General features: G+C 73.7%; 25 protein-coding genes. 12 read left to right on the plus strand and 13 right to left on the minus strand.

Annotated elements, in window-relative coordinates; all coding sequences use genetic code 11:
- Positions 1-3 precede the first annotated feature (3 nt).
- The 3 genes from E4622_RS11350 (at position 4) to E4622_RS11360 (ending at position 3,537) form a co-directional block, all read left to right on the plus strand.
- Complete coding sequence (locus tag E4622_RS11350) at positions 4-612, plus strand: nitroreductase family protein (protein ID WP_134740288.1); 609 nt, start codon at positions 4-6, stop codon at positions 610-612.
- A gap of 106 nt (positions 613-718) precedes the next feature.
- Positions 719-2,059, plus strand: a complete 1,341-nt coding sequence (locus tag E4622_RS11355) for a M20 family peptidase (RefSeq protein WP_134740289.1) — start codon at positions 719-721, stop codon at positions 2,057-2,059.
- Positions 2,056-3,537 (plus strand): MFS transporter, encoded by a 1,482-nt coding sequence (locus E4622_RS11360; protein WP_134740290.1) that lies wholly within the window; start codon positions 2,056-2,058, stop codon positions 3,535-3,537. The genes E4622_RS11355 and E4622_RS11360 overlap by 4 nt, the downstream gene beginning before the upstream one ends.
- On the opposite strand, the gene E4622_RS11365 is transcribed toward E4622_RS11360, so the two are convergent.
- Positions 3,494-4,240, minus strand: a complete 747-nt coding sequence (locus E4622_RS11365) for a dienelactone hydrolase family protein (RefSeq protein WP_134740291.1) — start codon at positions 4,238-4,240, stop codon at positions 3,494-3,496. The two genes, E4622_RS11360 and E4622_RS11365, sit on opposite strands and share 44 nt — an antisense overlap.
- A 53-nt stretch (positions 4,241-4,293) precedes the next feature.
- Here E4622_RS11365 and E4622_RS11370 point away from each other — a divergent pair, with 53 nt between their 5' ends.
- The 6 genes from E4622_RS11370 (at position 4,294) to E4622_RS11395 (ending at position 8,838) form a co-directional block, all read left to right on the plus strand.
- Complete coding sequence (locus E4622_RS11370) at positions 4,294-4,833, plus strand: DUF1992 domain-containing protein (protein WP_134740292.1); 540 nt, start codon at positions 4,294-4,296, stop codon at positions 4,831-4,833.
- A gap of 141 nt (positions 4,834-4,974) precedes the next feature.
- The gene (locus E4622_RS11375; protein ID WP_209021880.1) at positions 4,975-6,078 is read left to right on the plus strand and encodes a CoA ester lyase; all 1,104 of its coding nucleotides are present in this window, start codon (positions 4,975-4,977) and stop codon (positions 6,076-6,078) included.
- A gap of 1 nt (position 6,079) precedes the next feature.
- Positions 6,080-6,958, plus strand: a complete 879-nt coding sequence (locus tag E4622_RS11380) for a CoA ester lyase (protein WP_134740293.1) — start codon at positions 6,080-6,082, stop codon at positions 6,956-6,958.
- Positions 6,959-7,041: 83 nt separating this feature from the next.
- Positions 7,042-7,236 carry a hypothetical protein gene (locus E4622_RS11385; RefSeq protein WP_134740294.1) on the plus strand — a complete coding sequence of 65 codons (195 nt, stop codon included), beginning with the start codon at positions 7,042-7,044 and terminating at the stop codon, positions 7,234-7,236.
- A gap of 130 nt (positions 7,237-7,366) precedes the next feature.
- A complete protein-coding gene (locus E4622_RS11390; protein ID WP_209021881.1) occupies positions 7,367-7,720 on the plus strand; it encodes a PadR family transcriptional regulator in 354 nt (117 codons plus the stop codon).
- Entirely contained in the window at positions 7,717-8,838 is a 1,122-nt protein-coding gene (locus tag E4622_RS11395) for a hypothetical protein (RefSeq protein WP_134740296.1), read from the plus strand. Before E4622_RS11390 ends, E4622_RS11395 begins: the two co-directional genes overlap by 4 nt.
- A gap of 1 nt (position 8,839) precedes the next feature.
- On the opposite strand, the gene E4622_RS11400 is transcribed toward E4622_RS11395, so the two are convergent.
- The 6 genes from E4622_RS11400 to E4622_RS11425 form a co-directional block, all read right to left on the minus strand.
- On the minus strand, positions 8,840-9,853 hold the full coding sequence (locus E4622_RS11400) for a M48 family metallopeptidase (protein WP_134740297.1): 1,014 nt from the start codon (positions 9,851-9,853) through the stop codon (positions 8,840-8,842).
- Between the two features lie 34 nt (positions 9,854-9,887).
- Positions 9,888-11,129 (minus strand): allantoate amidohydrolase, encoded by a 1,242-nt coding sequence (locus E4622_RS11405; RefSeq protein WP_245155987.1) that lies wholly within the window; start codon positions 11,127-11,129, stop codon positions 9,888-9,890.
- A gap of 103 nt (positions 11,130-11,232) precedes the next feature.
- Positions 11,233-12,168 (minus strand): ABC transporter substrate-binding protein, encoded by a 936-nt coding sequence (locus E4622_RS11410; protein WP_134740298.1) that lies wholly within the window; start codon positions 12,166-12,168, stop codon positions 11,233-11,235.
- A 73-nt stretch (positions 12,169-12,241) separates the two neighbouring features.
- Positions 12,242-12,994 (minus strand): ABC transporter permease, encoded by a 753-nt coding sequence (locus E4622_RS11415; protein WP_134740299.1) that lies wholly within the window; start codon positions 12,992-12,994, stop codon positions 12,242-12,244.
- Positions 12,991-13,659 (minus strand): ABC transporter permease subunit, encoded by a 669-nt coding sequence (locus E4622_RS11420; protein WP_134740300.1) that lies wholly within the window; start codon positions 13,657-13,659, stop codon positions 12,991-12,993. The genes E4622_RS11415 and E4622_RS11420 overlap by 4 nt, the downstream gene beginning before the upstream one ends.
- 1 nt (position 13,660) lies before the next feature.
- Positions 13,661-14,707, minus strand: a complete 1,047-nt coding sequence (locus tag E4622_RS11425) for an ATP-binding cassette domain-containing protein (protein ID WP_134740301.1) — start codon at positions 14,705-14,707, stop codon at positions 13,661-13,663.
- Positions 14,708-14,809: 102 nt separating this feature from the next.
- Between E4622_RS11425 and E4622_RS11430 the strand changes: the two genes are divergently transcribed.
- Positions 14,810-16,282 (plus strand): aromatic amino acid lyase, encoded by a 1,473-nt coding sequence (locus E4622_RS11430; protein ID WP_134740302.1) that lies wholly within the window; start codon positions 14,810-14,812, stop codon positions 16,280-16,282.
- 6 nt (positions 16,283-16,288) lie between these two features.
- Here E4622_RS11430 and E4622_RS11435 read toward each other — a convergent pair whose 3' ends face one another.
- Together E4622_RS11435 and E4622_RS11440 are read right to left on the minus strand one after the other, a co-directional pair.
- Complete coding sequence (locus tag E4622_RS11435; protein WP_134740303.1) at positions 16,289-16,834, minus strand: cysteine dioxygenase family protein; 546 nt, start codon at positions 16,832-16,834, stop codon at positions 16,289-16,291.
- The gene (locus tag E4622_RS11440) at positions 16,831-17,793 is read right to left on the minus strand and encodes an amidohydrolase family protein (RefSeq protein WP_245155988.1); all 963 of its coding nucleotides are present in this window, start codon (positions 17,791-17,793) and stop codon (positions 16,831-16,833) included. Before E4622_RS11440 ends, E4622_RS11435 begins: the two co-directional genes overlap by 4 nt.
- 81 nt (positions 17,794-17,874) lie before the next feature.
- Between E4622_RS11440 and E4622_RS11445 the strand changes: the two genes are divergently transcribed.
- Positions 17,875-18,888, plus strand: coding sequence for a LacI family DNA-binding transcriptional regulator (locus E4622_RS11445; protein ID WP_134740304.1), 1,014 nt, complete (start codon positions 17,875-17,877; stop codon positions 18,886-18,888).
- On the opposite strand, the gene E4622_RS11450 is transcribed toward E4622_RS11445, so the two are convergent.
- Together E4622_RS11450 and E4622_RS11455 are read right to left on the minus strand one after the other, a co-directional pair.
- Complete coding sequence (locus E4622_RS11450; RefSeq protein WP_245155989.1) at positions 18,851-20,338, minus strand: aromatic amino acid lyase; 1,488 nt, start codon at positions 20,336-20,338, stop codon at positions 18,851-18,853. The two genes, E4622_RS11445 and E4622_RS11450, sit on opposite strands and share 38 nt — an antisense overlap.
- Complete coding sequence (locus tag E4622_RS11455; protein ID WP_209021882.1) at positions 20,335-21,378, minus strand: ornithine cyclodeaminase family protein; 1,044 nt, start codon at positions 21,376-21,378, stop codon at positions 20,335-20,337. Before E4622_RS11455 ends, E4622_RS11450 begins: the two co-directional genes overlap by 4 nt.
- Positions 21,379-21,461: 83 nt before the next feature.
- Here E4622_RS11455 and E4622_RS11460 point away from each other — a divergent pair, with 83 nt between their 5' ends.
- Entirely contained in the window at positions 21,462-22,355 is an 894-nt protein-coding gene (locus tag E4622_RS11460; RefSeq protein ID WP_209021883.1) for a MurR/RpiR family transcriptional regulator, read from the plus strand.
- Here E4622_RS11460 and hutU read toward each other — a convergent pair.
- Together hutU and hutH are read right to left on the minus strand one after the other, a co-directional pair.
- Positions 22,346-24,031: a urocanate hydratase gene (hutU, locus tag E4622_RS11465; protein WP_134740306.1), complete on the minus strand. Its 1,686-nt coding sequence runs from the start codon at positions 24,029-24,031 to the stop codon at positions 22,346-22,348. The genes E4622_RS11460 and hutU overlap by 10 nt on opposite strands.
- Positions 24,028-25,587 (minus strand): histidine ammonia-lyase, encoded by a 1,560-nt coding sequence (hutH, locus tag E4622_RS11470; protein WP_134740307.1) that lies wholly within the window; start codon positions 25,585-25,587, stop codon positions 24,028-24,030. Before hutH ends, hutU begins: the two co-directional genes overlap by 4 nt.
- Positions 25,588-25,681 lie beyond the last annotated feature (94 nt).

Here is a 25,681-nt window from a genome sequence, read left to right on the forward strand (position 1 = left end):
CACATGGACTTCCAGGACGTCGTACGGCGCCGCCGCATGGTCCGTCGCTACGCCGACCGGCCCGTCGACCCGGCGATCGTCGACCGCGCGCTGGAGAACGCCACCCACGCGCCGAGCGCCGGCTTCAGCCAGGGCTGGGCGTTCGTGCGGCTGGACACCCCCGAGGACGTGCGACGGTTCTGGGTCGCTTCGTCCGACCGCGTGGACGACCCCGACGACTGGCTGGCGGGGCTGATGACCGCGCCGGTGGTGATCGTGCCGTGCTCCAGCAAGGCGGCCTACCTCGACCGCTACGCGGAGCCCGACAAGGGCTGGACCGACCGCGACGAGGGGCGCTGGTCGATGCCGTTCTGGCACATGGACGCGGCCATGGCCTCGCTGCTGATCCTGCAGACCGCGACGGACGCGGGCCTGGGCGCCTGCTTCTTCGGGATCTTCGCGCCCCACGAGGCTCGGGTGCGCGCCGAGCTCGGCATCCCGGACGACTTCGACCCGGTCGGCGTGGTCACGATCGGCCACCGGCTCCCCGACACCGGCAACGCCGGCTCGCCCGCGCGGCGGGCCCGCAGACCGTGGACCGACGTCGTCCATCGCGGTCGCTGGGGGCACTGACCCAGCGAAGCGTCCCGTCCTGGACGGGTCAACGGCGGCGACCTGCCCGCCATCTCGGATCCGAGACTCCGGACGGGAGGGCACCTCGACCAGTACGGTGCCTCCCATGTCCGTGAGGGAGGGTGAGCCCGAGCCGCCGCGCGCCGTGGCCAAGCTGCAGGCGCTCGTCCGGATCCCCACCGTCAGCGACCGCGACCCCGACCGGGTCGACGTGCAGGCCTTCGACGACTTCGTGGCCGAGCTGGCCCGGCAGTTCCCGGTGCTCCACGAGAGCCTGGAGCTGACCCGCGTGGACAGCCACGGGCTGCTCTTCCACTGGCCCGGCGCGAGCGCCGCGCGACCTGTGGTGCTGATGGCCCACCTCGACGTCGTGCCGGTCGAGGGCGCCTGGCAGCACCCGGCCTTCGGCGGCGACGTCGTCGACGGCCACATCTGGGGCCGCGGCACCCTGGACGACAAGGGCTCCCTGGTCGCCATCTGCGAGGCCGTCGAGACCCTGCTGGAGCACGGCTTCACGCCCGCCCAGGACGTGTGGCTGTCGTTCGGCTGCAACGAGGAGGTCTCGGGCGCCTCCGCCGTCCTGGCCGTCGAGGAGCTCACGCGCCGCGGCGTACGACCGTGGTTCGTCCTCGACGAGGGTGGCGCCGTCGCGAGCGAGGCGTTCCCGGGGGTGAGGGCGCCGATCGGCGTCATCGGCCTCACCGAGAAGGGCGTCACGAGCCTGGAGCTGCGCGTGGAGGGCCGCGGCGGTCACGCGAGCACCCCGACCCCGATGGGTCCCACGGCGCGCATCGCCCGGGCGATCGTGCGCCTCGACCGCGCCCCGATGGCGCCGCGCACGCCCTCGCCCACGATCGAGCTGTTCCGGCGGATGGCGCCGCACGGCCCGCTCCCGCTGCGTCCGGTCTTCGCGAACGCCGCGCGGCTCAAGCCGCTGCTCACCCGCGCGCTCCTGGCGGCCGGTCCCGAGACGAGCGCGATGACCCGGACGACGTTCGCGGTGACGACGCTGTCGGGATCGCCGGCGCTCAACGTCATCGCCGCCACCGCACGGGCCGGGGTCAACATCCGGATCATGGTCGGTGACACCGTGGCCGACGTCCTCGAGCACGTGCGCACGGTCGTCGGCGACGACCAGGTGGAGCTCGACGTCGTCGAGCGCAACGAGCCGAGCCCGGTCTCGCCCATGGACGAGGCCTTCGAGCTGCTCGAGGCCACGATCGGCGAGGTCTTCCCGGACGCCGTCGCGGCGCCGTACGTGATGATGGCCGCCACCGACTCCCGGTTCTTCACCACGATCTGCGAGCGCGTCTACCGCTTCGCGCCGTTCCGCATGACCAAGGCCCAGCGGCAGGCCATCCACAGCTACGACGAGCACCTCGGCGTCGACGCGTTCGTCGACGGCGTCCGGTGGTACCAGCGCCTGATCGAGAGGATCCCCGCATGAGCAGTCCCCGGGTGACGTCGCGCGGCGGCCAGGCGGTGAAGGGGCTCGGCCTGATCGTGGGCTTCCTGGTCGCGGTCGAGATCGCGAGCGGGGTGCTGCAGGGCTACTACACGCCGATCTTCCCGCAGATCGCCGACCACCTCGACATCAGCGAGGGCGACGTCAACTGGTTCGAGGCGGCCCAGCTGATCGTCAGCGCCCTGTGCGTACCGCTGCTCTGCCGTCTGGGCGACCTCGTCGGCCACCAGCGGGTGCTGCTGCTGTCCACGGCCGTCACCGCTCTGGGCTCCTGGCTGCTGGCGTTCGCGCCGTCGTTCGAGACGTTCCTGATCGGCTGGGCGCTCCAGGGCGCGTACGTCGTCTGGCTGCCGCTCGAGGTGTCGATCATCCACCGGCGCACGCGCGACACGGGCCGGCAGGAGCTGCTGACCCGGCGGGGCGCGGCGGTCCTGGTCGGCGCGCTCGAGCTGGCCGTCATCGTCGGCGCGCTCAGCAGCGGGATCCTCGTGGACTCCCTCGACATGAACCTGATCCTGGCCATCCCGGCGCTGGTCGTCACCGCGGTGTTCTTCGTGATCCTGGTCGGCATCGAGAACGCGCCGGGCGAGGCGACCGGCGGCGTCGACTGGGGCGGCCTCGGGCTGATCACGGTCGCCCTCGGGCTCGTGATGGCCGGGCTCGTGGTGCTGCGCCTCGAGGGTGCCGGCAGCCCCGTCGCGTGGCTGCTCGTCGTGGCCGGCCTCGCCGCGCTCGTGCCGTTCTGGCGCTACGAGACGCGCCAGGCCGAGCCGATGGTCGACGTCCGCCTGCTCGCCAGCGCCCGGCAGTGGCCGATCCAGGCGACGGCGTTCCTCTTCGGCATCCCGGTGCTGGGCGGGCAGATCCCGCTGTCCACCTTCGCCCAGGCCGACCCCGCCGAGCGCGGCTACGGGCTCGGCGCCGAGTCGGCGTTCGTGTCGACCCTGATCGGCGTCTACGTCATCACGCTCGCGATCGGCGCGTTCACGCTCCCGCTGACGTCCCGGTGGCTCGGCGTGCGGCGCGCGCTGATGGTGTCGTGCCTGCTGGTGGCGCTGGGCTACGCCCTGTGGATCCCCTTCCACGACAGCACCGGGCAGGCGCTGCTCAACATGGGGATCGCCGGCCTCGGGTCGGGCGCGCTCGTCGCCGCCCTGCCGGCCGCCGCCGCGGCCGCAGCCCCTCCGGACCGCACCGGCTTCGCGACCGGCATGACCAACGCGACCAAGACGGTCGGCGGCGCGATCGCGTCCTCGATCTTCGCGATCGCCCTGGCCAGCAAGGGGATCGAGGGCGTCACGGAGGCGGAGGCGCCGCTGTCCGGCTACCTCACCGTGTGGGCGGTCTGCTCCGCGGCGGCGCTCCTCGCGGCGGTGTCGCTGCTGGCGGCGCCGAAGCACGCGTTCTCCGACCGCGTCACGTCGGAAGGACCCGAGCCAGCAACGCCTGCAGCTCGCTGAAGTGCCGCTCGGTGGCGGCCTCGTCGTACGCCGAGGTGTCGGACATCGTGTAGCCGTGGGGCGCCCCGGGGTAGACCTCGTTGCTCGCGGTCAGACCGTGCGCGCCCAGCGCCTCCCCCAGGGCGGCGACGGCTTCCGGCGGCATGGAGGGGTCCTGGTCGGCGTGCCCGAAGACGAACTCGGCGCGCGCGGACGCCAGCCCCGCGTGCGGGCTGTCCTGCTCGTCGGTGACGAGGCCGCCGCCGTGGAAGCCCGCGCACGCCGCGACCAGGGCGGGGTGGGAGGTGGCGGCGCGCACCGCGAGCCGGGCGCCCATGCAGTAGCCCACGGTGCCGATCGAGCCCTCGGCCACGCCGCCCAGACCGCGGAGGTGCTCGACGAAGGCCGCGATGTCGGGCACCGACAGGTCCGGGGTGAGCCCGTGCACGCGGGGCATGGCGCCGGCGAAGAACTCCTCCCGCGCGCCGGGCTCGCGAAGGTCGACCCTCGGCGCGATCTCGGCCACGGTGCCGTCGCGGTAGAAGACGTTCGGTGCCAGCACGACGTAGCCCCACCCGGCGATGCGGTCGCACATCTCCTGGATCCGTGGGCGCAGGCCGATCGCGTCCATGAAGAGCAGCACGCCCGGTCCCGAGCCCGACTCAGGGCGGGCGAGGCAGGCTTCGGCGGCGCCGTCGTCGGCGGGCAGCTCGATGAGGTCCATGCCGCCCACGCTAGCCAGCCGCCGCATATCCTGGGGGCCTGGGAGTGATGACGATGACCGACCACGACAAGCAGCGGGACGACCGCACCGGCAGGAGCGCCGCCGCCGCGCGCATGGCCCACCAGCACACGTGGGTGGACCAGCAGATCCGGATCGCGATGGAGAAGGGCGAGTTCGACGACCTGCCCGGCGCCGGCAAGCCGATCAAGGACCTCGGCGCCAGCCACGACCCCGACTGGTGGCTGAGGAAGCTCGTCGAGCGGGAGCGCATCGCGGTCCTCCCCCCGTCGCTGCAGCTGCGCAAGGACGACGCCGAGCTCGACGACCGGCTCGACGAGCTCTTCTCCGAGGCGGAGGTACGGCGCGAGGTCGAGGACTTCAACGCGCGGGTGATGCGCGCCCGCTACTCCCCCCAGGACGGTCAGCCGCCCCTGGTCACGATGCCGCGCGACGTCGACGAGACGGTCGCGGCCTGGCACCGGCGGCGCGAGGAGCGGCGCGCGGCCCGAGCGGCTGCGGCGGCTGCTGCTGGGCCGTCCGACGAGGCGGGCCGGTCGGGCCGGCGCCGCTGGTGGCGTCGCTCCCGTCCCTGACGCCCCACTGCCCGCCTGAAACTCACGCTTCCGGGCCGAAGCTTCGCACCGGAAGCGTGAGTTTCACCGGGTACCCGGTGAAACTCCCGCACGTTAGATCGGTCATACCCGCCCGGCGGGCCCGCTGGTACTTTCCCGGCCATGACCGCGTTGCGCAGCGCCAAGGACTTCTTCCGCCCGCTGGCCGTCGGGGCGCCCACCCCGCTGACCGAGATCCCGGCGCGGCCCAGCCGCGCGATCCACTTCTTCGACCCGAGCAACGAGAAGATGGCCGCCAAGGTCCCGGCGATGGTCGGCACCGTCGACGTGCTGCTCGGCAACCTCGAGGACGCGGTCAAGGCCGACAACAAGCTCGCCGCGCGCGAGGGGCTGGTCCGTATCGCGCAGGACACCCCCGACCTGGGCGGGCCCGACGCGACGACCCAGCTGTGGACCCGCATCAACAGCCTCGACAGCCCCTGGGCGCTGGACGACCTGACCACGCTGGTGCCGGCCATCGGCGACCGGCTCGACGTGGTCATGGTGCCCAAGGTGCAGGGCGCCGAGGACATCCACTACGTCGACCGGCTGCTCGCGCAGCTCGAGGCCAAGGCCGGGCTGGACCGCCCGATCCTCGTCCACGCGATCCTCGAGACCGCCCGCGGCATGGCCAACGTCGAGGAGATCTGCGGCGCCTCGCCGCGCATGCAGGGCCTCTCGCTCGGTCCGGCCGACCTTGCCGCCGACCGCCGGATGAAGACCACCCGCGTCGGCGGCGGCCACCCCGGCTACCTCGTCCGCGAGGACCCGCCCCGCGTCGACGGCGTGGCCAACCTCGAGGCCCGCCGGGCGACGTACCAGCAGGACCTGTGGCACTACACGATCGCGCGCATGGTCGACGCCTGCGCGATGCACGGGATCTACCCCTACTACGGGCCGTTCGGCGACATCTCCGACGTGACGGCGTGCGAGGACCAGTTCCGCAACGCCTTCCTGCTCGGCTGCGTCGGCACCTGGAGCCTGCACCCCAAGCAGATCGCCATCGCCCACCGGGTCTTCAGCCCCAGCGTCGAGGACGTCGCCCACGCGCGCCGGGTCGCGGCCGCCATGGGCGACGGCACCGGCGCGGTCATGATCGACGGCAAGATGGAGGACGACGCCTCGCTCAAGCAGTGCCTGGTGATGGTCCGTCTCGCCGAGCAGCTGGCCGCGATCGACCCCGAGCTCAAGGCGCAGTACGACGCCATCCCCACCCCGGAGGCCTGACATGACCGACCCCACCTTCCGGCCGCGGCGCTCGGTCCTCTACATGCCGGGCTCCAACGCCAAGGCGCTCGAGAAGGCCAAGACCCTGCCGGTCGACGGGCTGATCCTCGACCTGGAGGACTCCGTCTCCCCCGACGCCAAGGCCCAGGCGCGCGAGGCGGTCTGCGCCGCGGCCTCGAGCGGCGCCTACGGGCGGCGCGAGCTCACCATCCGCGTCAACGCCGCCGACACCGAGTGGCACGCCGACGACCTGGCCGCCGCGTGCGCCGCCGGCCCGGACGCGATCGTCGTCCCCAAGGTCGACAGTGCCGAGGCGGTCCGCACCCTCGTCGACACCCTGGAGCGGCACGGCGCACCGGAGCGCACCGCGCTCTGGGCCATGGTCGAGACCCCGCGGGCGATGCTCCACGCCGAGGAGATCGCCGGCGCCTCCGAGCGGCTGACCGTGCTGGTCATGGGCACCAACGACCTGGCCAAGGAGCTGTACGCCGAGCACGTCCCGGGCCGGCACCCGCTGCTGACCGGGCTCTCGCTGGCGCTGCTCGCCGCGCGCGCCACGGGCACGGCGATCCTGGACGGCGTCTACAACGACGTCAAGGACACCGAGGGCTTCCTGGCCGAGTGCCAGCAGGGACGCGAGATGGGCTTCGACGGCAAGACCGTCATCCACCCCGGTCAGGTCGAGGGCGCCAACGCGGCGTTCGCGCCCTCCGAGCAGGCCGTGGCGGACGCCCGCGGCATGCTCGAGGCGTGGGAGGGCGGTCAGGGCAGCGGCGTCGTGACCTACCGCGGCCGGATGGTCGAGAACCTGCACGTGGAGACGGCCCGACGCACGCTCGCGATCCACGAGACCATCGCGGCGTTACATGCTGACGGGTAAAATCTGTCCGTAATCCGAAGTTTCTTGCCCATACCCTTGCTCTGACCGGACAAAACCACCCGCGCGGGTGGTTCGGCCGCAGCATGCGCACCGCCATGCTCGGAGAGACACATCTTGAGAGGATGGTTTTTCCCATGGTTGTACTCGGTCTGATTCTGCTCATCATCGGCCTGGTGGCCTCGATTCCGGTCCTCACCACGATCGGCGCGATCCTCCTGGTCGTCGGCCTGATCCTGAACCTGGTCCCGATCGGCGGTTCGCGTCGACGGGTCTTCTGACCCAGCTCCACCGAAGGACCCCCGGCCTACGCGGCCCGGGGGTCCTTCTGCATTTCCAGAAGGGCGCCGACGACGCGCCCGGCTCGTTCGTTGCGCGCGGTACTGCGCGACGCGCAGTAGTGTGCCGTGCATGGACACCACGCAGCTCCTCAAGGGAGTGCTCGACCTGGCCGTGCTCGCGGTCGTGGAGGACGACGACGGCTACGGCTATGACGTGCTCCGGCGGCTGCGCGCCGGTGGGCTGACCGAGGTCGGCGACGCCTCGGTCTACGGCACGCTGCGCCGCCTCTACGCCGCCGGCGCCCTCACCTCCTACGTCGTGCCCTCGGACGAGGGCCCGCACCGCAAGTACTACGGGATCACGCCCGTCGGACGGACCCAGCTGGAGCAGCAGACCAAGGACTGGGCGACGTTCTCCGACACCGTCACCGCCCTCCTCGACCACCGCACGCTCGACCACCACCCGCAGGGAGCAGCCTCGTGAACGACACCCGCACCCCCACCCGGCCCGAGGTCGAGGCCTTCGTCGCCGACGTGCGCGCCCGCCTGGCCGACCTCAGCGACGACGAGCGCGAGGAGCTGCTCGGCGGCCTCGAGGCCGACCTGTCCGACCAGGTCGCCGACGGCGCCGACGTGCTGGACGACGTGTTGGGCGACCCCGCGGCGTACGCCGCCGAGCTGCGCGCCGCCGCCGGGCTGCCGGAGCGCTCCCGGACCCGCCGACGGCTGTCGCTGCCCGGGCGGCCGACGCCCGCCAGCCTCACCGACGACCTGGACCGGCTTCGCGCGCGGTTCTTCGAGCTCGTCGAGAGCCGGCCCTGGAGCAGCCAGGCCTGGGGCGTGGTCGAGCCGCTGCGACCGGCCTGGTGGGTGCTGCGCGCCTGGATCGCGGTGACCTTCGTCGACCAGATGGTCGGGGAGTGGGAGTACGTCACCTTCGTCCCGACGCTCGGCGCCCCTCTCCTGGGTGAGCTCGTCCTCGCGGTCGCCATCGTCGTCAGCGCCCTCATCGGCCTCGGGCGACTCTGGCCGGGCTCAGGCCCGGACCGCCCGCTCCTGTTCCGGGTCGCCCTGATCGCGGCCAACATCGCGGCGGTGCTCATCCCGCTCGGCTTCACGCAGGCGGGCGCGTACGGCAGCGGCAACGACAACTACGACAGCGCGATGGCCTACAACGACGGCTACCGCGCCGGCAGCTTCCAGCCCGGGCTGCGCGTGGACAGCGACAAGGTGCGCAGCCTGTTCGTCTACGACGCCCAGGGGGACCCCGTGGAGGGGGCCCAGATCTTCCGCGGCAACGGTGACCCGCTCGCCATCGACCCCGATCAGGCGGCTATCGGGCGTCGCGAGAACCGGAAGGTCGGCTGCGGCTGGTTCAACGGGACGACCCAGCTCTTCAACGTCTTCCCCCTGGCGCAGCGCGAGCAGCGTCGCGGCACCTGCCTCGACGAGCCGGGCCCCGGCGACGGGCAGATCACCGAGCCGCAGCCGCCGTTCGCGGTCGTGCCGCCGGTGACCTCACCGGTGCCGCCGCCGGTCCTCTCACCGGTGGCGCCGACGCCCACGCCCACGCCGACGAAGCCGGTCCGGCCGCGGCGGTAGCTCAGTCGGTGTCGCGGCGCAGCCTCTCGTCGAGCCAGAGCTTGACGCTGCCCGCGACACCGGCGAGGTCGTGCACCATCTTGCCGAGGGCGTCCTGGGTCTGCTGGAAGGTGTCGGCGTAGCTGGCGGCGGCCGCCTTGGCGGCGTCGCTCACCTTGGCGTCGCCGTCGGTGCTGCGGCGCGGGTAGTCGCCGGCGAGGAAGCGGGTGTACTCACCGGAGTCCACCCAACGCCGCAGCTCGGTCGCGCGGACGACGGCGAACGGGTGGGTGCGGTTCTCGATGAGCAGCAGCTTGAGGACCGAGTCGCGCAGGTCGGTGGCGTCGAGGTACTCCTGGCCCTGCGCGAAGAACGACGTGATGTCGAGCTCGTCGAGGTGGCCACCGCTGGCCAGCTGCATGTGCACGCGGAACGCCGTCGCCGGGTCCTGGGTGGCCAGCAGGCCGGCGCGGTCGGCGGACAGCTCGGCCTTGCGTGACCACTCGTAGAGCGCCGCGACGATCGCGCGGACGCCGAGCGCCCCCAGGGGCAGGCTGTTGAGCACACCGGTCAGCTGGAGCAGGCGCTGCAGCAGCGTCTGGTAGACCGCGTGGCCGCTGACGGCGTGGCCGAGCTCGTGGGCGATGACGTAGCGCAGCTCGTCCTCGTCCAGCAGGTCGACGAGGCCGGAGTTGAGCACGATGAACGGCTGGCTCATGCCGACGGTCATCGCGTTGAGCATCGGGTTGGCCACGACGTACAGCTCGGGCACGTCGGCGACGTCGAGCACCCGCGCCACGTCGAGCAGCTGGCGGTGCAGCACCGGGAACTGGCGCTCGTCGACCCGCACGGCCGAACCCAGGAACACCAGCCGGAACGCGCGCTCGTTGAACATGCCCGACACCGCCTTGAGCACGGTGTCGAAGCCCTTGAGGCGCCGCAGCGCGACCAGGGCGCCCTGGTCGGCGGGGTGCTCCCACGCGCGCGAGCTGATGTCGGTCAGGGTCGCCCGCGAGCGGGCCGGCTGCTGGGTCACGCGCCCACTCTGACACGCGGCCGGGCGCCGGACGTCACTCTCCGGTCAGCAGGTCCTCGAGCGCCGAGGCGAGGGCGTGCACACCGGTGACGCAGTCGGCCTCCTCGGCGTGCTCGGCGGGGCTGTGGCTGACGCCGGTGGGGTTGCGCACGAAGACCATCGCGGTGGGGACGTACGCCGCCAGCACGCCCGCGTCGTGACCGGCCCCGGTCCCGAGCACCGGCACCGCGCCGATCGGGGCGAGGCCGGCGACCGCGCCGGCCAGCCGGTCGCGCAGGGCGGCGTCGAAGGACACCAGGCCCGACCAGGACTCCTCGGACACCTCGACCGACACGCCGCGGCGACCGGCCGCGTCGCGCGAGAGCCGCTCGACGCGCTCCACGAGGGCGCGCACGGTGGCCTCCTCGGGCGCACGGGCGTCGATCCAGGCGTCGACGGTGACCGGGATGGCGTTGGTGCCGTTGGGACCGACCAGGACCCGACCGACGGTCAGCACCGCGCCCAGCTCGGCGGCGGCCTCCCGGCCGCCCAGCACCAGGTCGGCGAACGGCAGCATCGGGTCGTGCCGGTCGGCGATCAGGGTCGTGCCGGCGTGGTTGCCCTCGCCCTCGAAGCGGTGGTGCCAGCGGCCGTGCGGCCAGATCGAGCTGGCGACGCCCACCGGCGCGTCGAGGTCGACCAGGCCTCGGCCCTGCTCGACGTGCAGCTCGACGAACACCCCGATCCGCCGCAGCGCCTCCTCGTCCCGACCGGCGTGGGCGGGGTCCACCCCGGCCGCGGACAGCGCCTCGGCGAGCGTCACCCCGGCGTCGTCGCGCAGCGCGAGCGCCCGGTCCCGCCCGATGGCACCGGAGAGCAGCCGGGAGCCCATGCAGGCGACGCCGAACCGGGCGCCCTCCTCGTCGGCGAAGGCGACCACCGCGAACGGCCGCTCCGGCACAACCCCCTGGGCGCGCAGCCGGTCCACGGCCAGCAGCGCGCTGACGACGCCGAGCGGGCCGTCGTAGGCACCGCCGCCGGGCACGCTGTCCAGGTGGCTGCCGGTGACCACGGCGTCGTCCCCGGGCGCACCCCACCACGCCCAGAGGTTGCCGTTGCGGTCCACCTCGACGTCCAGGCCGCGCGCCCGGGCGGCACCGACGAACCACTCGCGCAGCGTCGCGTCCTCGCGGGTCCAGGCGAAGCGGGCGTAGCCGCCGGTGCGCCGGTCGCGGCCGACGGGGGCGAGCTCGTCCCAGAGGGTGCGGAAGTCAGAGGTGGTGGGGTCCAGGGGCACGGCGGAGCCAGCCTTCCGAGGCGCGAGGTGGGGGTGCGAGGGCAGCGTGGAGCGCGGCAGGGCCGACGCATCGCGCGCCGGCCCTGCCGTGTGGAGCGACCGGTCAGACCAGGTCGTTGGCCTCGAGGAACTCCTTGGCCACGGTGACCGGGTCCTGCTTGTCGACCTGCACCTTGGCGAGCGCCTCGGTGAGGTTGTCGGTGGTCAGCGCCTCCGACAGCGCGTTGAGCGCGTCGGTCACCTCGGGCGTCACGACGTCCGACTGGATCAGCGGGACGATGTTCTGCGAGGTGTAGAGGTTCTTCGGGTCGTCGAGCACGACCCAGTCGTTGGTCGAGATCGCGGAGTCGGTCGAGAAGACGTTGGCGACGTCGATCGTGCCGTCCTTCAGCGCGGCGACGGTGAGCGGGCCACCCGCGTCGAGCGGCTTGAACTCCTTGAACTCGACGTCGTAGAGCTCCTTGAGGCCGAGCAGGCCCTGGAAGCGCTCGCGCCACTCGGGGCCGGCTCCGACGACGAGCTTGTCGGCGACGGGCTGCAGGTCCTCGATCGTCGACAGGCTGTACTCGTCGGCGGTCTCCTTCGTGACCGTGAGCGTGTCCTTGTCCTCGGCGGCGGACTGCGGGAGGGTCTCGCTGCCCTCGGGCAGCACCTTCTGCAGCTCGGCGTAGACGTCCTCCGGCGCGGTGGTGCCCTCCGGCACCCCGTCCGGCGCCAGGTAGGACAGCAGGGCGCCGTTGTACTCCGGCAGCAGGTCGATGTCGCCGGACTCGAACGCCTTCATGTAGATCTCGCGGGCGCCGATGTTGGGCTTGGTCTCCACCTTGGCGCCGGCCGCCTCGAGCGTCTGGGCGTACATCTGCATGAGGAGCTCGTTCTCGGGGAAGTTCGCGGAGCCCACCACGATGGTGCCCTTGTCACCGCCGCCCGAGGAGAAGGGGTCGTCGCTGGCGGAGTCGTCGTCCGAGCCGCACGCGGAGAGCGTGAGCGCGGCCACGGCGGCCAGGCTGAGGAGTGCGGTAGTGCGCGTGCGCTTCATGGTTCGCCTTTCGGTCAAGCATTGCTGGGTCGATGAGGTGTCGCTGGTCGTGCGGGGGGTCTCGGGTGGGGCGTCAGGAGGTCGCGGGCGAGACCTCCTCGACGGTGCGAACGGCGGTCGCGGCGGCGCTCGCGTCCCGCCGTCCCCGGCGGCCCTTGCTGGCGCGGCCGTCCACGCCGGGCGAGACCACCAGGCGCTGGACCAGGCCGAGCAGCAGGTCGATGATCACGGCCAGCGCGGCCACCAGCACGGAGCCCGCCACCACCCGCGGGTAGTCCGTGAGGGCGAGGCCGTCGAACAGGTAGCGACCGAGGCCGCCCAGACCGACGTAGGCCGCGATGGTAGCGGTCGAGATCACCTGCAGCACCGCGTTGCGCACCCCGCCGAAGATGATCGGCAGCGCGGTGGGCAGCTCGACGCCGGTGATGATCTGCCACTCCCGCATGCCCACCCCGCGGGCGGCGTCCACGGTGACGTCCGAGACCGAGCGGATGCCGGCGTACGTCGTGGTCAGGATCGGCGGGATCGCCAGGATCACCAGCGCCACCACGACGGGCATCAGACCCGTGCCGACCAGCACGAGCACCAGCATGAGGACACCCAGGGTGGGGAGGGCCCGCCCCGCGTTGCCGACGTTGATGGCGAAGAACGAGCCGCGGTCGGTGTGGCCGATCAGCAGCCCGATGGGGAAGGCGATGACGAAGGCGATCACCAGCGCGAGCGCGGAGTAGTGCAGGTGCTCCAGGATCCGGTGCGGAAAGCTGTCGTAGTTGCTCCACGTCCAGTACTCCCCGTTGAGCAGGAAGTCGAAGGTGTCGGCGTTCATCGGCTGCTCCCTGCTCGGGTCCAGGGGGTCACGAGCCGCTGGAAGAGCACGATGATCGTGTCGGCCAGGAGCGCCAGCGCGACGCACAGCACCAGGCCGATGGCGATCGGCGGTCCGTAGAAGCCGAGCTGGAAGCCCCGGGTGAAGAGCTGGCCGAGCCCGCCGATCCCGATCAGGGCGGCCACCGAGACCATGCTGATGTTGGCGACCGTCGCGACCCGGAGGCCGGACAGGATGACCGGCAGCGCGAGCGGGAGGTCGACGGTGAACCACCGCCGGGCCGGCCGGTAGCCCATGGCGGTCGCGGCCTGGACGATCTGGTCGTCGATCGACTCCAGGCCGTCCACGACCGTGCGCACGAGCAGCGCGAGGCTGTAGAGGGACAGCGCGACGACGACGTTGAGCGGGTCGAGGATGCTGGTGTGCAGGATGCCCGGCAGCAGGAGCAGCAGCGCCAGCGACGGGATGGTGTAGATGATGCTGCTCAGCGTCAGGACCGGGTGCCGGATCCAGCCGAAGCGCGACACGGCCCAGCCGATCGGCAGCGACAGCACGAAGGCGATGCCCACGGGCAGCAGCGCGAGCCAGATGTGGTCGAGCAGGGACTGGACGACGGCTTCGTGGTTGACCCGGAGGTACTCGCGCACGTCCTCGAAGAAGTTCATGTCAGGACTCCGTCGACCCCAGCCGGCCGAGCTGGCGCCGGCGGACGTACGCCGCCACCGTGCTCTGCCGCACCAGCCCGTCTGCTCGCCCCTCGGCGTCCACGCGCACCGCCGCGCCGGCCGGCGAGAGCAGCGTCAGGTCGGTGACCACGCGCAGGCTGTCGCCGGCGTGGTAGCTGCCCTCGGTCGGCAGCAGGCCGCCGACGCCGGCCCAGCCCAGCGGGCGGCCGGCGTCGTCGAGCGAGAGCCGCAGGCCCTCCACCTCGGTCGTCACCGGCTCGACGTCGAGGTCAGCCGAGCCCGCGAACGAGAGCCCGCGGTAGCCGCGGTCGCGACCGACGAAGCCGGCGACGAAGTCGTCGACCGGGTTGGCGAGGAGCTCCTCCGGCGCGGAGAGCTGGGCCAGTCGGCCGCCCTCGGCGAAGACGGCGACGTGGTCGCCGAGCTTGATCGCCTCGTCGATGTCGTGGGTGACCATCACGATGGTCTTGCCGAGCTCGCCCTGCAGCCGCAGGAACTCCTGCTGGAGGCCCTCGCGGACCACCGGGTCGACCGCCGAGAAGGGCTCGTCCATCAGCATCACCGGCGGGTCCGCAGCGAGCGCCCGGGCGACCCCGACGCGCTGCTGCTGACCGCCGGAGAGCTGCACGGGGTAGCGGTCGGCCATGCCGGCCGTCAGCCCGACCCGCTCGAGCAGCGTGTAGGCCGCGGCCCGCGCCTGCTTGCGCGACATGCCCTCCAGCACCGGGACCGTGGCGACGTTGTCGACGACGGTGCGGTGCGGGAAGAGGCCGGCGTGCTGGATGACGTAGCCGATCGAGCGCCGCAGCAGCGCGGGGTCCTGGCCGGTGATGTCCTCGCCGTCGATGCGGATCGACCCCGACGTGGGGTCGATCATCCGGTTGATCATCCGCAGCGAGGTGGTCTTGCCGCAGCCGGACGGGCCCACCAGGACGGTGATCGCGCCGGTGGGGATGGTCATCGAGAGGTTGCCGACCGCGACGGTGCCGTCGGGGTACCTCTTCGTGACGTCGTCGAACTCGATCACCGGGTGTCCTCCTGCTCGGGAACTGCTCACGGTGCCACGTCAAAGGGTCCTATGTGAATCAATTCATTCAACTTTAACATTCCACTGAATAGAGTGCTGCTCATGACGTCCACCCCGCAGACCTCCCGGCACGTGGCTGCGCCGGGGCTGGCCCCGGCCCACGTGGCGGCGTACGCGCTGGACCCGGCCGCCTCGGGGGTCGAGGTGGCCCTGGCGTCCTACGCCGGCGACGCGCTGGCGGCGGTGCGGCGGGGCCGCGACCACCTGGACGCGGCGCGCGGGGCGGGAAGCGTCTACGGCCTCACCACCGGGGTCGGGGCCCTGCGCCACGTCGCGGTCGAGGGCGAGAGCGACGAGGACGGCGAGCACGGCCACGCGCTGCGCCTCTGGCGCAGCCACGCGGGCGGGTTCGGCCCGGAGCTCGACGACGCGGTGGCGCGCGGCACCATGCTCGTGCGCCTCCACCAGCTGCTGCGTGGCGGCTCGGGGGCCGACCCGGCCCTGGTCCAGGCCCTGGCGGACGCGCTGGCCGCGGGCGCCGTCCCGCGCCTGCACCTCTACGGCGGGGTGGGCACCGCCGACCTCACGGCCCTGGCCGAGCTCGGGCTGACGCTGGCCGGCGAGCTGCCGTGGCGCAGCGGGTCGAGCGCGTCCGCGCCGGTCGGCGCCGGCGACGCACTGCCGTTCATCAGCAGCAACGCCCTGACCGCGACCGTCGGCTCGCTCGCCGTGACCTCGCTCGCGGCGCTGGCCCGGGCCGGTGAGCGGGTCGCCGCCCTGTCGCACCTCGCCCTGCGCGGCTCGCTGCAGGCCTACGACGCCCGCGTGCACGCGGCCAAGGACGACCCGCACACCGCCGCGGTCGCCGAGCGCCTGTCCGACCTCCTCGCCGGAGCGCCCCGGGAGTCGGCGCGGCTGCAGGACCCGTTCGGGCTGCGCGCCGTGCCCCAGGTGCACGGCGCCTGGGAGGAGTCCCTCGTCGCCGTCGAGCGGGCGCTCGCCGCGGAGATCGGCGCGGCGGCGGAGAACCCGCTCGCCGTCGACGGCACCGCCCTGCACCACGGCCAGTTCGTGACCCAGCGGCTCGCCGCCGGGCTGGACGCCCTGCGCTCCGCGGCCGTGCCGGCCTCGACCCTCTCGACCGCCCGGCTCGCGGCGCTCCTCGACCCCGCCCTGACCGGCCTCCCGGCGTTCCTCGCCGACGGCCCCGCGGGCAGCTCGGGCCTCATGATCGTCGAGTACGTCGCCGCCGACCTGCTCGCCCGCGTGCGGGCGAGCGCCGCGCCGGTCACGGGCGGGCGCACCGTGGTGTCGCTGGGTCTCGAGGAGCACGCCAGCCACTCGACCCAGGCTGCGTGGGCGGCCCTCGACCTGGTCGACCTGCTGCGCGACCTGCTGGCCTGCGAGCTGGTCGCCGCCGTGCGCGCGCTGCGCCTGGACCCCGACCGGGTCGTGGACTCCCCCGCGGGCGAGCTCTTCTCGCGCGCCGACGCCGCCCTGCCCGACGTCCGCCGAGACCACGTCGTCGGACCGGAGCTCGAGGCCGCCGCCGAGCTGCTGCGCGCCGGCCTCTAGCTCGGCTCAGTCCCCGACGAGGGGGCGCAGCTCGTCGGCGTAGGACACCGAGTAGCGACGCATGACCCCCGACGAGCTGATGGAGTACTGGCCCATCCGCCACAGCGGCGGCGAGTAGGCGTGGATCGAGACCGACCCGTCGACGGCGCCGGCCATCCGGTGGATGTGGTCGGGGCCGAAGGCGAAGGCCCGGCCCGCCTCGACCGTGCGCGTCTGGGGTTCGCCACCGAGGCGGGGACGGTTCTCCACGACGGCGCCGCGGGTGACCGCGACGGCGCCCGAGGACGTGTCGTGGTCGTGCCAGCCGGTGTCGTCGACGGTGTTCCAGCACAGCAGCCACACGTCGATGTCGGCGTCGCGGTAGAGCGAGACGAAGTGGCGCCCGCCGGTGTCGTGACGGACGTGCTGCTGCCAGCGCTCGGGGTCGGCGGCGAGCTCCTGCACCCAGGCCAGCAGCTCCTGGGCGTCGAGCACCCGGCCGGGCACGGCGGGCAGGTGGTCGGGGCCCAGCACGCTGGCGGCGGCGGGGGGCTGCTCGGGGGCGAGGGTCATCGCGGGGCTCCGTTCATGAGGTGGGCCGGGTTGGTGACGAACAGGGCCTGGCTGAAGGCGTCGCCGAGGCCGGGGTCGGTGGGGAGGGCGTAGGGACGGTCGGAGCCGTGCACGATCGGGTCGATGCCGACGACGCGGATCATCGCGTCGACGGCGCGCATCCCGTAGGACGACGTTTCGTAGTGGACGAGGTGGTCGACCTCGCCCAGGCCGCCGCCGCGCTGGGCGAGCCGCTCGTGGTGGAGCGGCGCCAGCCCCGCGAGCGCGACGAAGGCGATCCGCAGCCGCGGCAGCAGCGGCCGGCCGGCGACGTGCCAGGCGAACCACGCGGCCGTGAGCTGGGCGGTGTACGACGTGAGCGCGGGCCACCAGCCGGGGACGCCGTCCGGGGCCGACGCCGGCCCGGGGTGCACCAGCACCGGTAGGCCGGCCGCCTCGACCACGGCCAGCACCGGCGCCAACCGCTCCACGGCGGCGGGGTCGGCGAGGGCGGTCGCGGGCAGCTGCAGGCCGCGGACCCGGGGATGCGTCAGGAGCGTGGCGAGCCCGGCGAGGTCGGGCTCGACGACGTTGACCGCCGCCCAGAGCGCGTAGCCGTCCACGTCGCCGCGGTCCAGCTCGTCGGCCAGACCGTGCCACGCGTCCAGCAGCGGGGCGGCCTCGTCGGGCGGCATGCTCTCGATCCCGAGCGGGCTCGACAGCGACAGCAGGGTGAGGTCCACGCCGTCGGCGACGTCGGTGGCCCGCCGGGCGGCGAGGTCGTGGTCGGCCGGGTCGACGGCGTACGTCGGCTCACCGTCGAGGTGCAGGTCCCAGCCCACGAGCCGGGGTCCGCGGGTGCGGCGGCGGAGCTCGTCGACGAAGGCCTCGGGCCAGAGGTGCTGGTGGGCGTCGGTGACGGCACCGACCGCCATACGGGTCCCGCCGCCGGCGCTCTCCGGGGAAGTGAAGCGCTTCATATTACCCACTAAACCACTCGACTTAAGGAAGTGCAAGCCCGACGCGCCGTGGCCGTCGGCGGCGCGACCTATGCTCACGGGGTGCCGAAACGCCCCACGCTGCAGGACGTCGCGGACGCGGTCGGCCTCGCGCCGGCCACCGTGTCCTACGCGCTACGGGGCGAGCGCGGCTCCGCCGACACCCTGGCGCGCGTGCAGGCGGCGGCCACCGCCCTCGGCTACCAGATCAACCCGATCGCCGCGGCGCTCGCCAGCGGGCGCTCCCGCACGGTCGCGGTCCTGTGCGGCTCGACGCGCGACCTCTGGCAGCAGTCGCTGACCGCCGACCTCGCGCGGGCGCTGCTCGCCGAGGGCCGGCACGCGCTGGTCGCCGACGCCGACGGCCACCCCGAGCGCGAGGAGGCCCTGCTCGCCAAGCTCCGCGACCAGCGCCCCGACGGGCTCCTGGTCGCCCCCCTGGACCCGTTCGCCGCGCAGTGGGAGGAGCTGGCGCGACAGCTCCCGGTGGTCGCCATCGGCGACCGGCTCGCCGAGGCGCCCTCGGCCGGGGCCGTGGTCTTCGACAACGCGCGGGGCTTCGCCCAGGTCTTCGACCACCTCGCCGAGCTCGGTCACCGCCGCATCGCCGTGGTGCTCCCCGAGCGCCCCAGCACCCCCGACCGGCCGGCCGAGCGGCTCGTGGCCCGCGAGGCGCGGCGCTGCGGCATGTCGGTCGACCTCGTGCGCACCGCGCCGGCGACCGCCGACGCCGACACCATGACCGACCACCTGGCCACCGCCCTGGGCGGGCGGGACCGGCCGACGGCGGCGTTCTGCCTCACCGACTCGTTCGCGTTCGCGGTGCTGCGGGCCGCCCGGCGGCTCGGCCTCGAGGTCCCCGGAGACCTGTCGGTGGTGGGGTTCGAGGACGTCGAGTTCGCCGACCTCGCCGGCCCGGGCCTCACCACCGTCGACTGGGGTCGCGGCGCCGTCGTCGACGCCGCCGTCGGTCAGCTCCTGGCGGCCGTCGACGACGACGAGCCGCTGCGGACCGTCACCATCTCCCCGCGCCTGGTCGTCAGGGGGACGACGGGTCCAGCGCCCAGCCGCTCCTGAGGAGCGCCCGCAGCCGCTCGACGTCCTCGCCCCAGGGACGGTCCTCGGTCCCCGGCGGCAGCACGTCGGCCACCTGCTCGACCAGCGCGGGCAGGCCGCCCCGGGCCGCCGCCATCCGCTCCGGCGCCAGGAGCCGGGCCTGGTGCAGGGCGAGCAGCTCGCAGGCCAGCACCTGCTCCGCGGCGTCGAGGGCCAGGCGCAGCCGCTCCGCGGCCTCGAGGGCGAAGGTCTGCACGTCCTCCTGGCCTTGGGACGTCTCCGCCGAGGACACGAACGTCGCCGGCCAGCCGGACACCTCGTGCACGACCGCGACCGCGCGCTTGTGCACCGGCGTCAGCCCGGCCTGCGGGCCCGGGTCGGCGCTGAGCTGGGCCGGCAGCCCGCTCGTCCCGGGGTCGAGCATCCGGTGCAGGCGGGCGGCCCCCACGGTCGCCGCGTGCACGACCGCCGTACGCGCCGAGTCGAGGCCCGCGGCCTGGTCGAGGCCGTGGAAGCCCGCCGTCCCGACGAAGCGCTCCCCCTCGTGGGTCGTCAGGTAGGCCGGCGAGTCGCCGACCCCCTGCAGCGCCCGGTCGGCGACCTGGTCGAGCCGGGCCCCCTCGCGGAGCAGGTGCGCGAGCACGGGCCCGGCGACCCGGAACGACACCGGCGCCTGGAGGTGGCGCGGGGCGGCGAGCGGACCGACGTACGCCGCCAGCCGGGTGAGCACCTCGGCCTGCTCGTCGTCGCCGCGGGCGACGGCGGGCAGGTAGGGGTCGCGCGTCACGCCCATCAGGACGATCCCGGCTGCGGCGACCGCCGTGGACTGCGACACCAGCCGCCGCACGTCGGCGGCCAGCAGCACCGCCAGCGCGGTCGCGGTCGGCACGCCGGCGAGGAGGGCGATGCCCTCCTTGGGGCCGAGCCGCGGCGGCGACAGCGGGTCGACGACGGGACCCGCCGGGACCGCGCTGCCGTCGGCGGCCAGGACCCGGCCGACTCCGGCCAGGTGGCCCCAGGCGTGGGCCATCGGGAGGATCTCCCCCGCGGCGCCGGAGCCGGTGCGCGGGACGGCCGGCAGGACGTCGTGCTCGAGCAGGGTGCCCAGCCACGCGCAGAGCTCGGGGGAGACCGCCGCGTCCCCGGACAGGAACGTGCGCAGCCGCACGGCGAGCAGTGCTCTGGTCTCGGTGCGGGAGAGCCAGGGCGGGCCGCCCACCGCCCGGGCCAGCATCAGCCGCCGGGAGTGGTCGGCCTGCGCCTCGACGCTGAGGCGCGTGTCGCTCAGCGCGCCCATGCCGGTCGTCACGCCGTAGACGTCCGGGCCGTCGCCCAGCGCGGCGAGCGCGGCGCGACGCCGCGCCGCCAGCCGCTCGAGCAGGTCCGCGGACAGCTCGACCCGTGCGCCCTGGGCGACGGCCAGCACGGCCGCGCGGTCCAGGTCGTCCGGCCGGTCGACCAGGACGGTCACCGGAACCGCACCATCGTCCCGAGGTCCGCGGCCTCGGCGCGCTCGAGGATGAGCTGGCCGACGGCCACGTCGAGGATGGACAGGCCGCGGTGCCAGAAGAGGATCCGCTCGTCGTCGTCCTCGCGTCCGGGCCGGCCTCCCGTGACGACCTCCCCCAGCTCCGCGTGCAGCGTCTCGCGGGTCAGCGCCCCTGAGCGCAGGTGCGGGCGGAGCGCCCCGAAGCTGCCCGCCTGCGCCTCGCGCCAGTCGTCGACGACCACCTTGTCGACGACGTCGAGCAGGTCGGGGTCGAGCGCGCTGATCGTGCCGTAGGGCACGAGCAGCGAGCCCGGGGCCAGGAGGTCACCGGTGATGAGGGAGGCCGGCTCGCGCAGCCGGGTCGCCTCCACGGCGATGTCGGCCCCGTCGATGGTCTCGGCGGCGGACTCGGTGACGACGACGGGCGTCGAGAGCTCCGAGCGCAGCTGCTCGGCGAACGCCTCCCGGGACTCCGGGCGCCGGCTGGTCACCCGGATCTCGTCGAGGTCGAACATCGCGTCGAGCATCACGATGTTGGAGTGTGCGGTCCCGCGCGCACCGATGTGCCCGAGCACCTTGGCGTCGGGCCGCGCGAGGTGGCGGGCACCGACCGCGGTCATCGCGCCGGTGCGGGCCTCGGTGATCAGCGTCGCGTCGAGGATCGCCCGCGGCACGCCGGTCCAGGGGTCGTAGAGCGTGAGCAGCGCCAGCTCGCTCGGCAGGCCCACCTCGTAGTTGCTCACGAAGTCGCCGACGACCTTGATGCCGCTGACGCCGTGGTCGCCGAGCGTGGAGACGTGCCCGCGCAGCACGTTGAAGTGCCCGCGGCCGTCGTTGTCGGGCTCGAGGTGCGTGCGCGGCTCGAACACCGTCTCGCCCCTGCCGTGCGCGGCGACCACGTCGGTCGCGGCGGCCACGATGTCGGCGGGCGTCAGGCCCAGCGCGTCGATGTCGGGACCGGAGACGAAGCGCAGCCAGAGGCCGTCGTCGTGCGGACGGGCGGGGGGCGGGGTGGTGGTCACGGAAGCCTCGGGTTCGGTCGGGGACGGGACAGGGGAGGATGGGCACGGAGCGGCAGCCGCCGCGAGGGCGCGAGGGAGGACCAGTGACGCAGCACGCCGGCGACACGGGCGGCCTGGACCCGGTCCGCAGCGCCACCGCGGCCCGCCAGTGGCTCGTCGAGCGCTGTCAGAGCCACCGGCTGTCGCCGACCCAGCGCCGCGTGGCGCAGTCGTTCATGGACACCATGCCCGATGCGGCGTTCCTGTCGACATCCGAGGCCGCGCTCCGGGCCGGGGTCAGCCAGCCGACGGTGACGAGGTTCGCCTCCACGCTGGGGTTCGCGACGTACGCCGACTTCCGCGCCGCGCTGCGCACCGTGATCCTCGGCAGCGCGCCCGGCGCCCCCGACGGCGCCGCGCCCGACACGAGCGACCCCGTCACCGAGGCCGCGGCCGACCTCGCGGCCCTGCGCGGCACGCTCGGCTCGCCGGCCATGGCCGCTGCCGTCGCCACGCTCGCGCAGGCCCGGATCCTGGGCGTCCTCGGCATCCGCGCCTCGACCGGCGTGGCGACGTACATCGGCTACTTCGCGCGCCGCATCGTCGACGACGTCCGGCTCGTCACCGAGGCGGACACGGCGATCGACTCCCTCACCCAGATGCACCACGCCGGCGGCGCCGCGGTGGTCGTGGTGGCGATGCCGCGCTACCCGGCCTCGACCGTCCGGGCCCTGCGTCACGCCCGCGACCTCGGCATCCCCACCGTGCTGCTGGTGGACACACCGTTCGTCGACTTCGCCCACGACGCCGACCACGTGCTCGTCAGCCCTGTGGGCACCGGCATGGTCTTTGACTCCCACGCCGCGCCGGTCGTGCTCGGGATGGCCCTGCTCGACGGCATCGCGGGCGCCCATCCCCGGCGCACGCAGGACCGGCTCGAGGCCCACGAGGGCCTGGTCGACACGTGGCTCTACCAGCCGAGCACGGATCAGGACTGACCCTCCTGGTCACGATCGGCTGAGATCGGGATGCGCACGCCGCGCTCGGCCGCGACCTCGACCGCGCGGTCGTAGCCGGCGTCGACGTGGCGGATGACGCCCATGCCGGGGTCGTTGGTGAGGACGCGCTCGATCTTCTCGGCGGCCAGCGCGGTGCCGTCGGCGACGCAGACCTGCCCGGCGTGCAGGGACCGGCCGATGCCGACGCCGCCGCCGTGGTGGAAGGACACCCAGCTGGCGCCCGAGGCGGTGTTGACCAGGGCGTTGAGGATCGCCCAGTCCGCGATCGCGTCGGAGCCGTCGAGCATCGCCTCGGTCTCGCGGTAGGGCGAGGCGACCGAGCCGCAGTCGAGGTGGTCGCGGCCGATCACGACCGGCGCCTTGAGCTCGCCGGAGGCGACCATCTCGTTGAACTTGAGGCCCGCGAGGTGGCGCTCGCCGTAGCCCAGCCAGCAGATCCGCGCCGGAAGGCCCTGGAAGGACACGCGCTCCCCGGCCATGGTGATCCACTTGCGCAGCCGCTCGTTGTCGGGGAACAGCTCGAGGATCGCCTTGTCGGTGGCGGCGATGTCGGCGGGGTCGCCGGAGAGCGCGGCCCAGCGGAAGGGGCCCTTGCCCTCGCAGAAGAGCGGGCGGATGTAGGCCGGCACGAAGCCGGGGAACTCGAAGGCCCGGTCGTAGCCGCCCTTGCGCGCCTCGTCGCGGATCGAGTTGCCGTAGTCGAACACCTCGGCTCCGCGGTCCTGGAACTCCACCATCGCCCGCACGTGCGTGGCCATGGACTCCTGCGCCCGCTTGGTGAAGCCCACCGGGTCGGCCTCGCGCTCGGTGACCCAGTCGTCGTACGACGTGCCGGCCGGCAGGTAGTAGAGCGGGTCGTGGGCCGAGGTCTGGTCGGTGACGATGTCGATCGGCGCCCCCGACTCCAGGAGCTCGGGCAGCATCACGGCGGCGTTGCCGAGCACGCCGATGGACAGCGGCTTCCGCTCGTCGCGGGCGGCGACCGCCATGGCGACCGCCTCGTCCAGCGAGTCGGCCCGCACGTCGAGGTAGCGGTGCTCGATGCGCCGCTCGATGCGGTCGGGGTCGCACTCGATGCAGATGACGACGCCGTCGTTCATGGTCACGGCCAGCGGCTGCGCGCCGCCCATGCCGCCGAGCCCGGCCGTCAGGGTGATCGTGCCGGCGAGCGTCCCGCCGAAGCGCTTGTCGGCCACCGCGGCGAACGTCTCGAACGTTCCTTGGAGGATGCCCTGGGTGCCGATGTAGATCCAGGAGCCGGCCGTCATCTGGCCGTACATCGTCAGCCCGAGGTCCTCGAGCCGGCGGAACTCCTCCCAGTTGGCCCAGTCGCCCACGAGGTTGGAGTTGGCGATGAGCACGCGCGGCGCCCAGGTGTGGGTGCGCATGACGCCGACCGGCTTGCCCGACTGTACGAGCATGGTCTCGTCGTCCTCGAGGTCGCGCAGGGTCCGCACCAGCGCGTCGTAGGCCTCCCAGCTGCGGGCGGCCTTGCCGGTGCCGCCGTAGACCACGAGGTCCTCGGGCCGCTCGGCGTTGTCGGGGTCGAGGTTGTTCATGAGCATCCGCAGCGGCGCCTCGGTCTGCCACGACTTCGCGGTCAGCTCGTGGCCGCGCGCGGCGCGGATGGGGAGGCGGGGGTTGGGCACGGTCATGCGAGCTCTCCGATCACTTCGTGGACGGCGTTCAGGACGGCGCCGGAGCCGACGAGCGACACCGCCGCCTCGATCTCCGGGGACAGGTGCCGGTCGGGGCCGGGGCCCTGGACCCCGCCCTCCCGCAGCACCCGTACGACGGCAGCGGTGGCGGGCGCGGGCTCGAGCGGGGCGCGCAGCTCGAGGGCCCGCGCCGCGGTCATGACCTCGATGGCGACCACGCGGGTCAGCCCGTCGACGGAGTGGCGCAGCTTGCGGGCGGCCGACCACCCCATCGAGACGTGGTCCTCCTGCATGGCGCTGGAGGGGATGGAGTCCACCGACGCCGGGACGGCCAGCCGCTTCAGCTCGGAGACCACCGCGGCCTGGGTGTACTGCGCGATCATCAGGCCGCTGTCCACGCCCGGGTCGTGGGCGAGGAAGGGCGGCAGTCCGTGGCTGCGGGACCTGTCGAGGAACCGGTCGGTGCGCCGCTCGCTCATGCTGGCCACGTCGGCGGCGACGATCGCGAGGAAGTCGAGGACGTAGCCGACCGGCGCGCCGTGGAAGTTGCCGTTGGACTCCACCCGCCCCTCGCCGTCGGTCAGCACGACCGGGTTGTCGACGGCGCTGGCCAGCTCGCGGCCCGCCACGACCGCTGCGTGCTCGACGGTGTCGCGGGCGGCGCCGTGGACCTGGGGCGCGCAGCGCAGGGAGTAGGCGTCCTGGACGCGGTTGCAGTCCGGGCCGCGGTGGGAGGCGACCACGCCCGACCCGGCGAGCAGCCGGGTGAGGTTGGCGGCCGACAGCGCCTGGCCGGGGTGCGGGCGGATCGCCTGCAGCTCGGGGGCGAACACCCGGTCGGTGCCGAGCTGGGCCTCGACCGACATGGCGGCCGCGACGTCCGCCGTACGCAGGAGGCGCCGCAGGTCCGCGATCGCCATCGCGAGCATGCCGAGCATCCCGTCGGTGCCGTTGATGAGCGCGAGGCCCTCCTTGGCGACCAGCTCGACCGGCGTCAGCCCGGCCGCGGCGAGGGCGTCGGCCGCCGGCATCAGTACGCCGCTCGCGTCGCGGACGGTCCCCTCGCCCATGAGCGCGAGGGCGCAGTGCGCCAGCGGGGCGAGGTCACCCGAGCAGCCCAGCGAGCCGTACTCGTGCACGACCGGCGTGATCCCGTGGTCGAGCAGGTCCGCGAGCAGCCGGGCGGTACCGACCCGCACCCCGGTGTGCCCGGTCGCGAGCGTCGAGAGGCGCAGCAGCATCAGGGCGCGGACGACCTCGCGCTCGACCTCCGGGCCGGAGCCGGCCGCGTGCGAGCGGACCAGCGAGCGCTGCAGCTGCGCGCGCAGCTCGGTGGGGATGTGCCGCGTGGCGAGCGCGCCGAAGCCGGTCGAGATCCCGTAGGCCGGCGTGGGCGCCGACGCCAGCCGGTCCACGACGTCCCGGGCGCGGGCCAGCGCGGCGACCGCCGCGTCGCCGAGCACCACCCGGGCGCCGTCGCGCGCCACGGCCACGACGTCCTCGAGCGAGAGCGGGCCGACATCGACCAGGACGGGAGCGGGGGCGGCGGTCATGCCCTCATCCAACGTCCACGGCCCGCCACGGCGACAGGTCCGGAGCCCGTCGTCCGTCTCGGATCCGAGACGTACAGCGTAAGAATTTCTTGAA

Source organism: Nocardioides sp. 503, assembly GCF_004522095.1.
Classification (GTDB): Bacteria; Actinomycetota; Actinomycetes; order Propionibacteriales; family Nocardioidaceae; genus Nocardioides.

Coding starts and splice junctions, on each gene's coding strand:
- E4622_RS11430 (WP_134740302.1), top strand. CDS start 14,810: ATGACGTCCACCCCGCAGACCTCCCGGCACGTGGCTGCGCCGGGGCTG.
- E4622_RS11435 (WP_134740303.1), bottom strand. CDS start 16,834: ATGACCCTCGCCCCCGAGCAGCCCCCCGCCGCCGCCAGCGTGCTGGGC.
- E4622_RS11360 (WP_134740290.1), top strand. CDS start 2,056: ATGAGCAGTCCCCGGGTGACGTCGCGCGGCGGCCAGGCGGTGAAGGGG.
- E4622_RS11440 (WP_245155988.1), bottom strand. CDS start 17,793: ATGAAGCGCTTCACTTCCCCGGAGAGCGCCGGCGGCGGGACCCGTATG.
- E4622_RS11385 (WP_134740294.1), top strand. CDS start 7,042: ATGCGCACCGCCATGCTCGGAGAGACACATCTTGAGAGGATGGTTTTT.
- E4622_RS11350 (WP_134740288.1), top strand. CDS start 4: ATGGACTTCCAGGACGTCGTACGGCGCCGCCGCATGGTCCGTCGCTAC.
- hutH (WP_134740307.1), bottom strand. CDS start 25,587: ATGACCGCCGCCCCCGCTCCCGTCCTGGTCGATGTCGGCCCGCTCTCG.
- E4622_RS11380 (WP_134740293.1), top strand. CDS start 6,080: ATGACCGACCCCACCTTCCGGCCGCGGCGCTCGGTCCTCTACATGCCG.
- E4622_RS11390 (WP_209021881.1), top strand. CDS start 7,367: ATGGACACCACGCAGCTCCTCAAGGGAGTGCTCGACCTGGCCGTGCTC.
- E4622_RS11410 (WP_134740298.1), bottom strand. CDS start 12,168: ATGAAGCGCACGCGCACTACCGCACTCCTCAGCCTGGCCGCCGTGGCC.
- hutU (WP_134740306.1), bottom strand. CDS start 24,031: ATGACCGTGCCCAACCCCCGCCTCCCCATCCGCGCCGCGCGCGGCCAC.
- E4622_RS11365 (WP_134740291.1), bottom strand. CDS start 4,240: ATGGACCTCATCGAGCTGCCCGCCGACGACGGCGCCGCCGAAGCCTGC.
- E4622_RS11375 (WP_209021880.1), top strand. CDS start 4,975: ATGACCGCGTTGCGCAGCGCCAAGGACTTCTTCCGCCCGCTGGCCGTC.
- E4622_RS11370 (WP_134740292.1), top strand. CDS start 4,294: ATGACCGACCACGACAAGCAGCGGGACGACCGCACCGGCAGGAGCGCC.
- E4622_RS11415 (WP_134740299.1), bottom strand. CDS start 12,994: ATGAACGCCGACACCTTCGACTTCCTGCTCAACGGGGAGTACTGGACG.
- E4622_RS11420 (WP_134740300.1), bottom strand. CDS start 13,659: ATGAACTTCTTCGAGGACGTGCGCGAGTACCTCCGGGTCAACCACGAA.
- E4622_RS11355 (WP_134740289.1), top strand. CDS start 719: ATGTCCGTGAGGGAGGGTGAGCCCGAGCCGCCGCGCGCCGTGGCCAAG.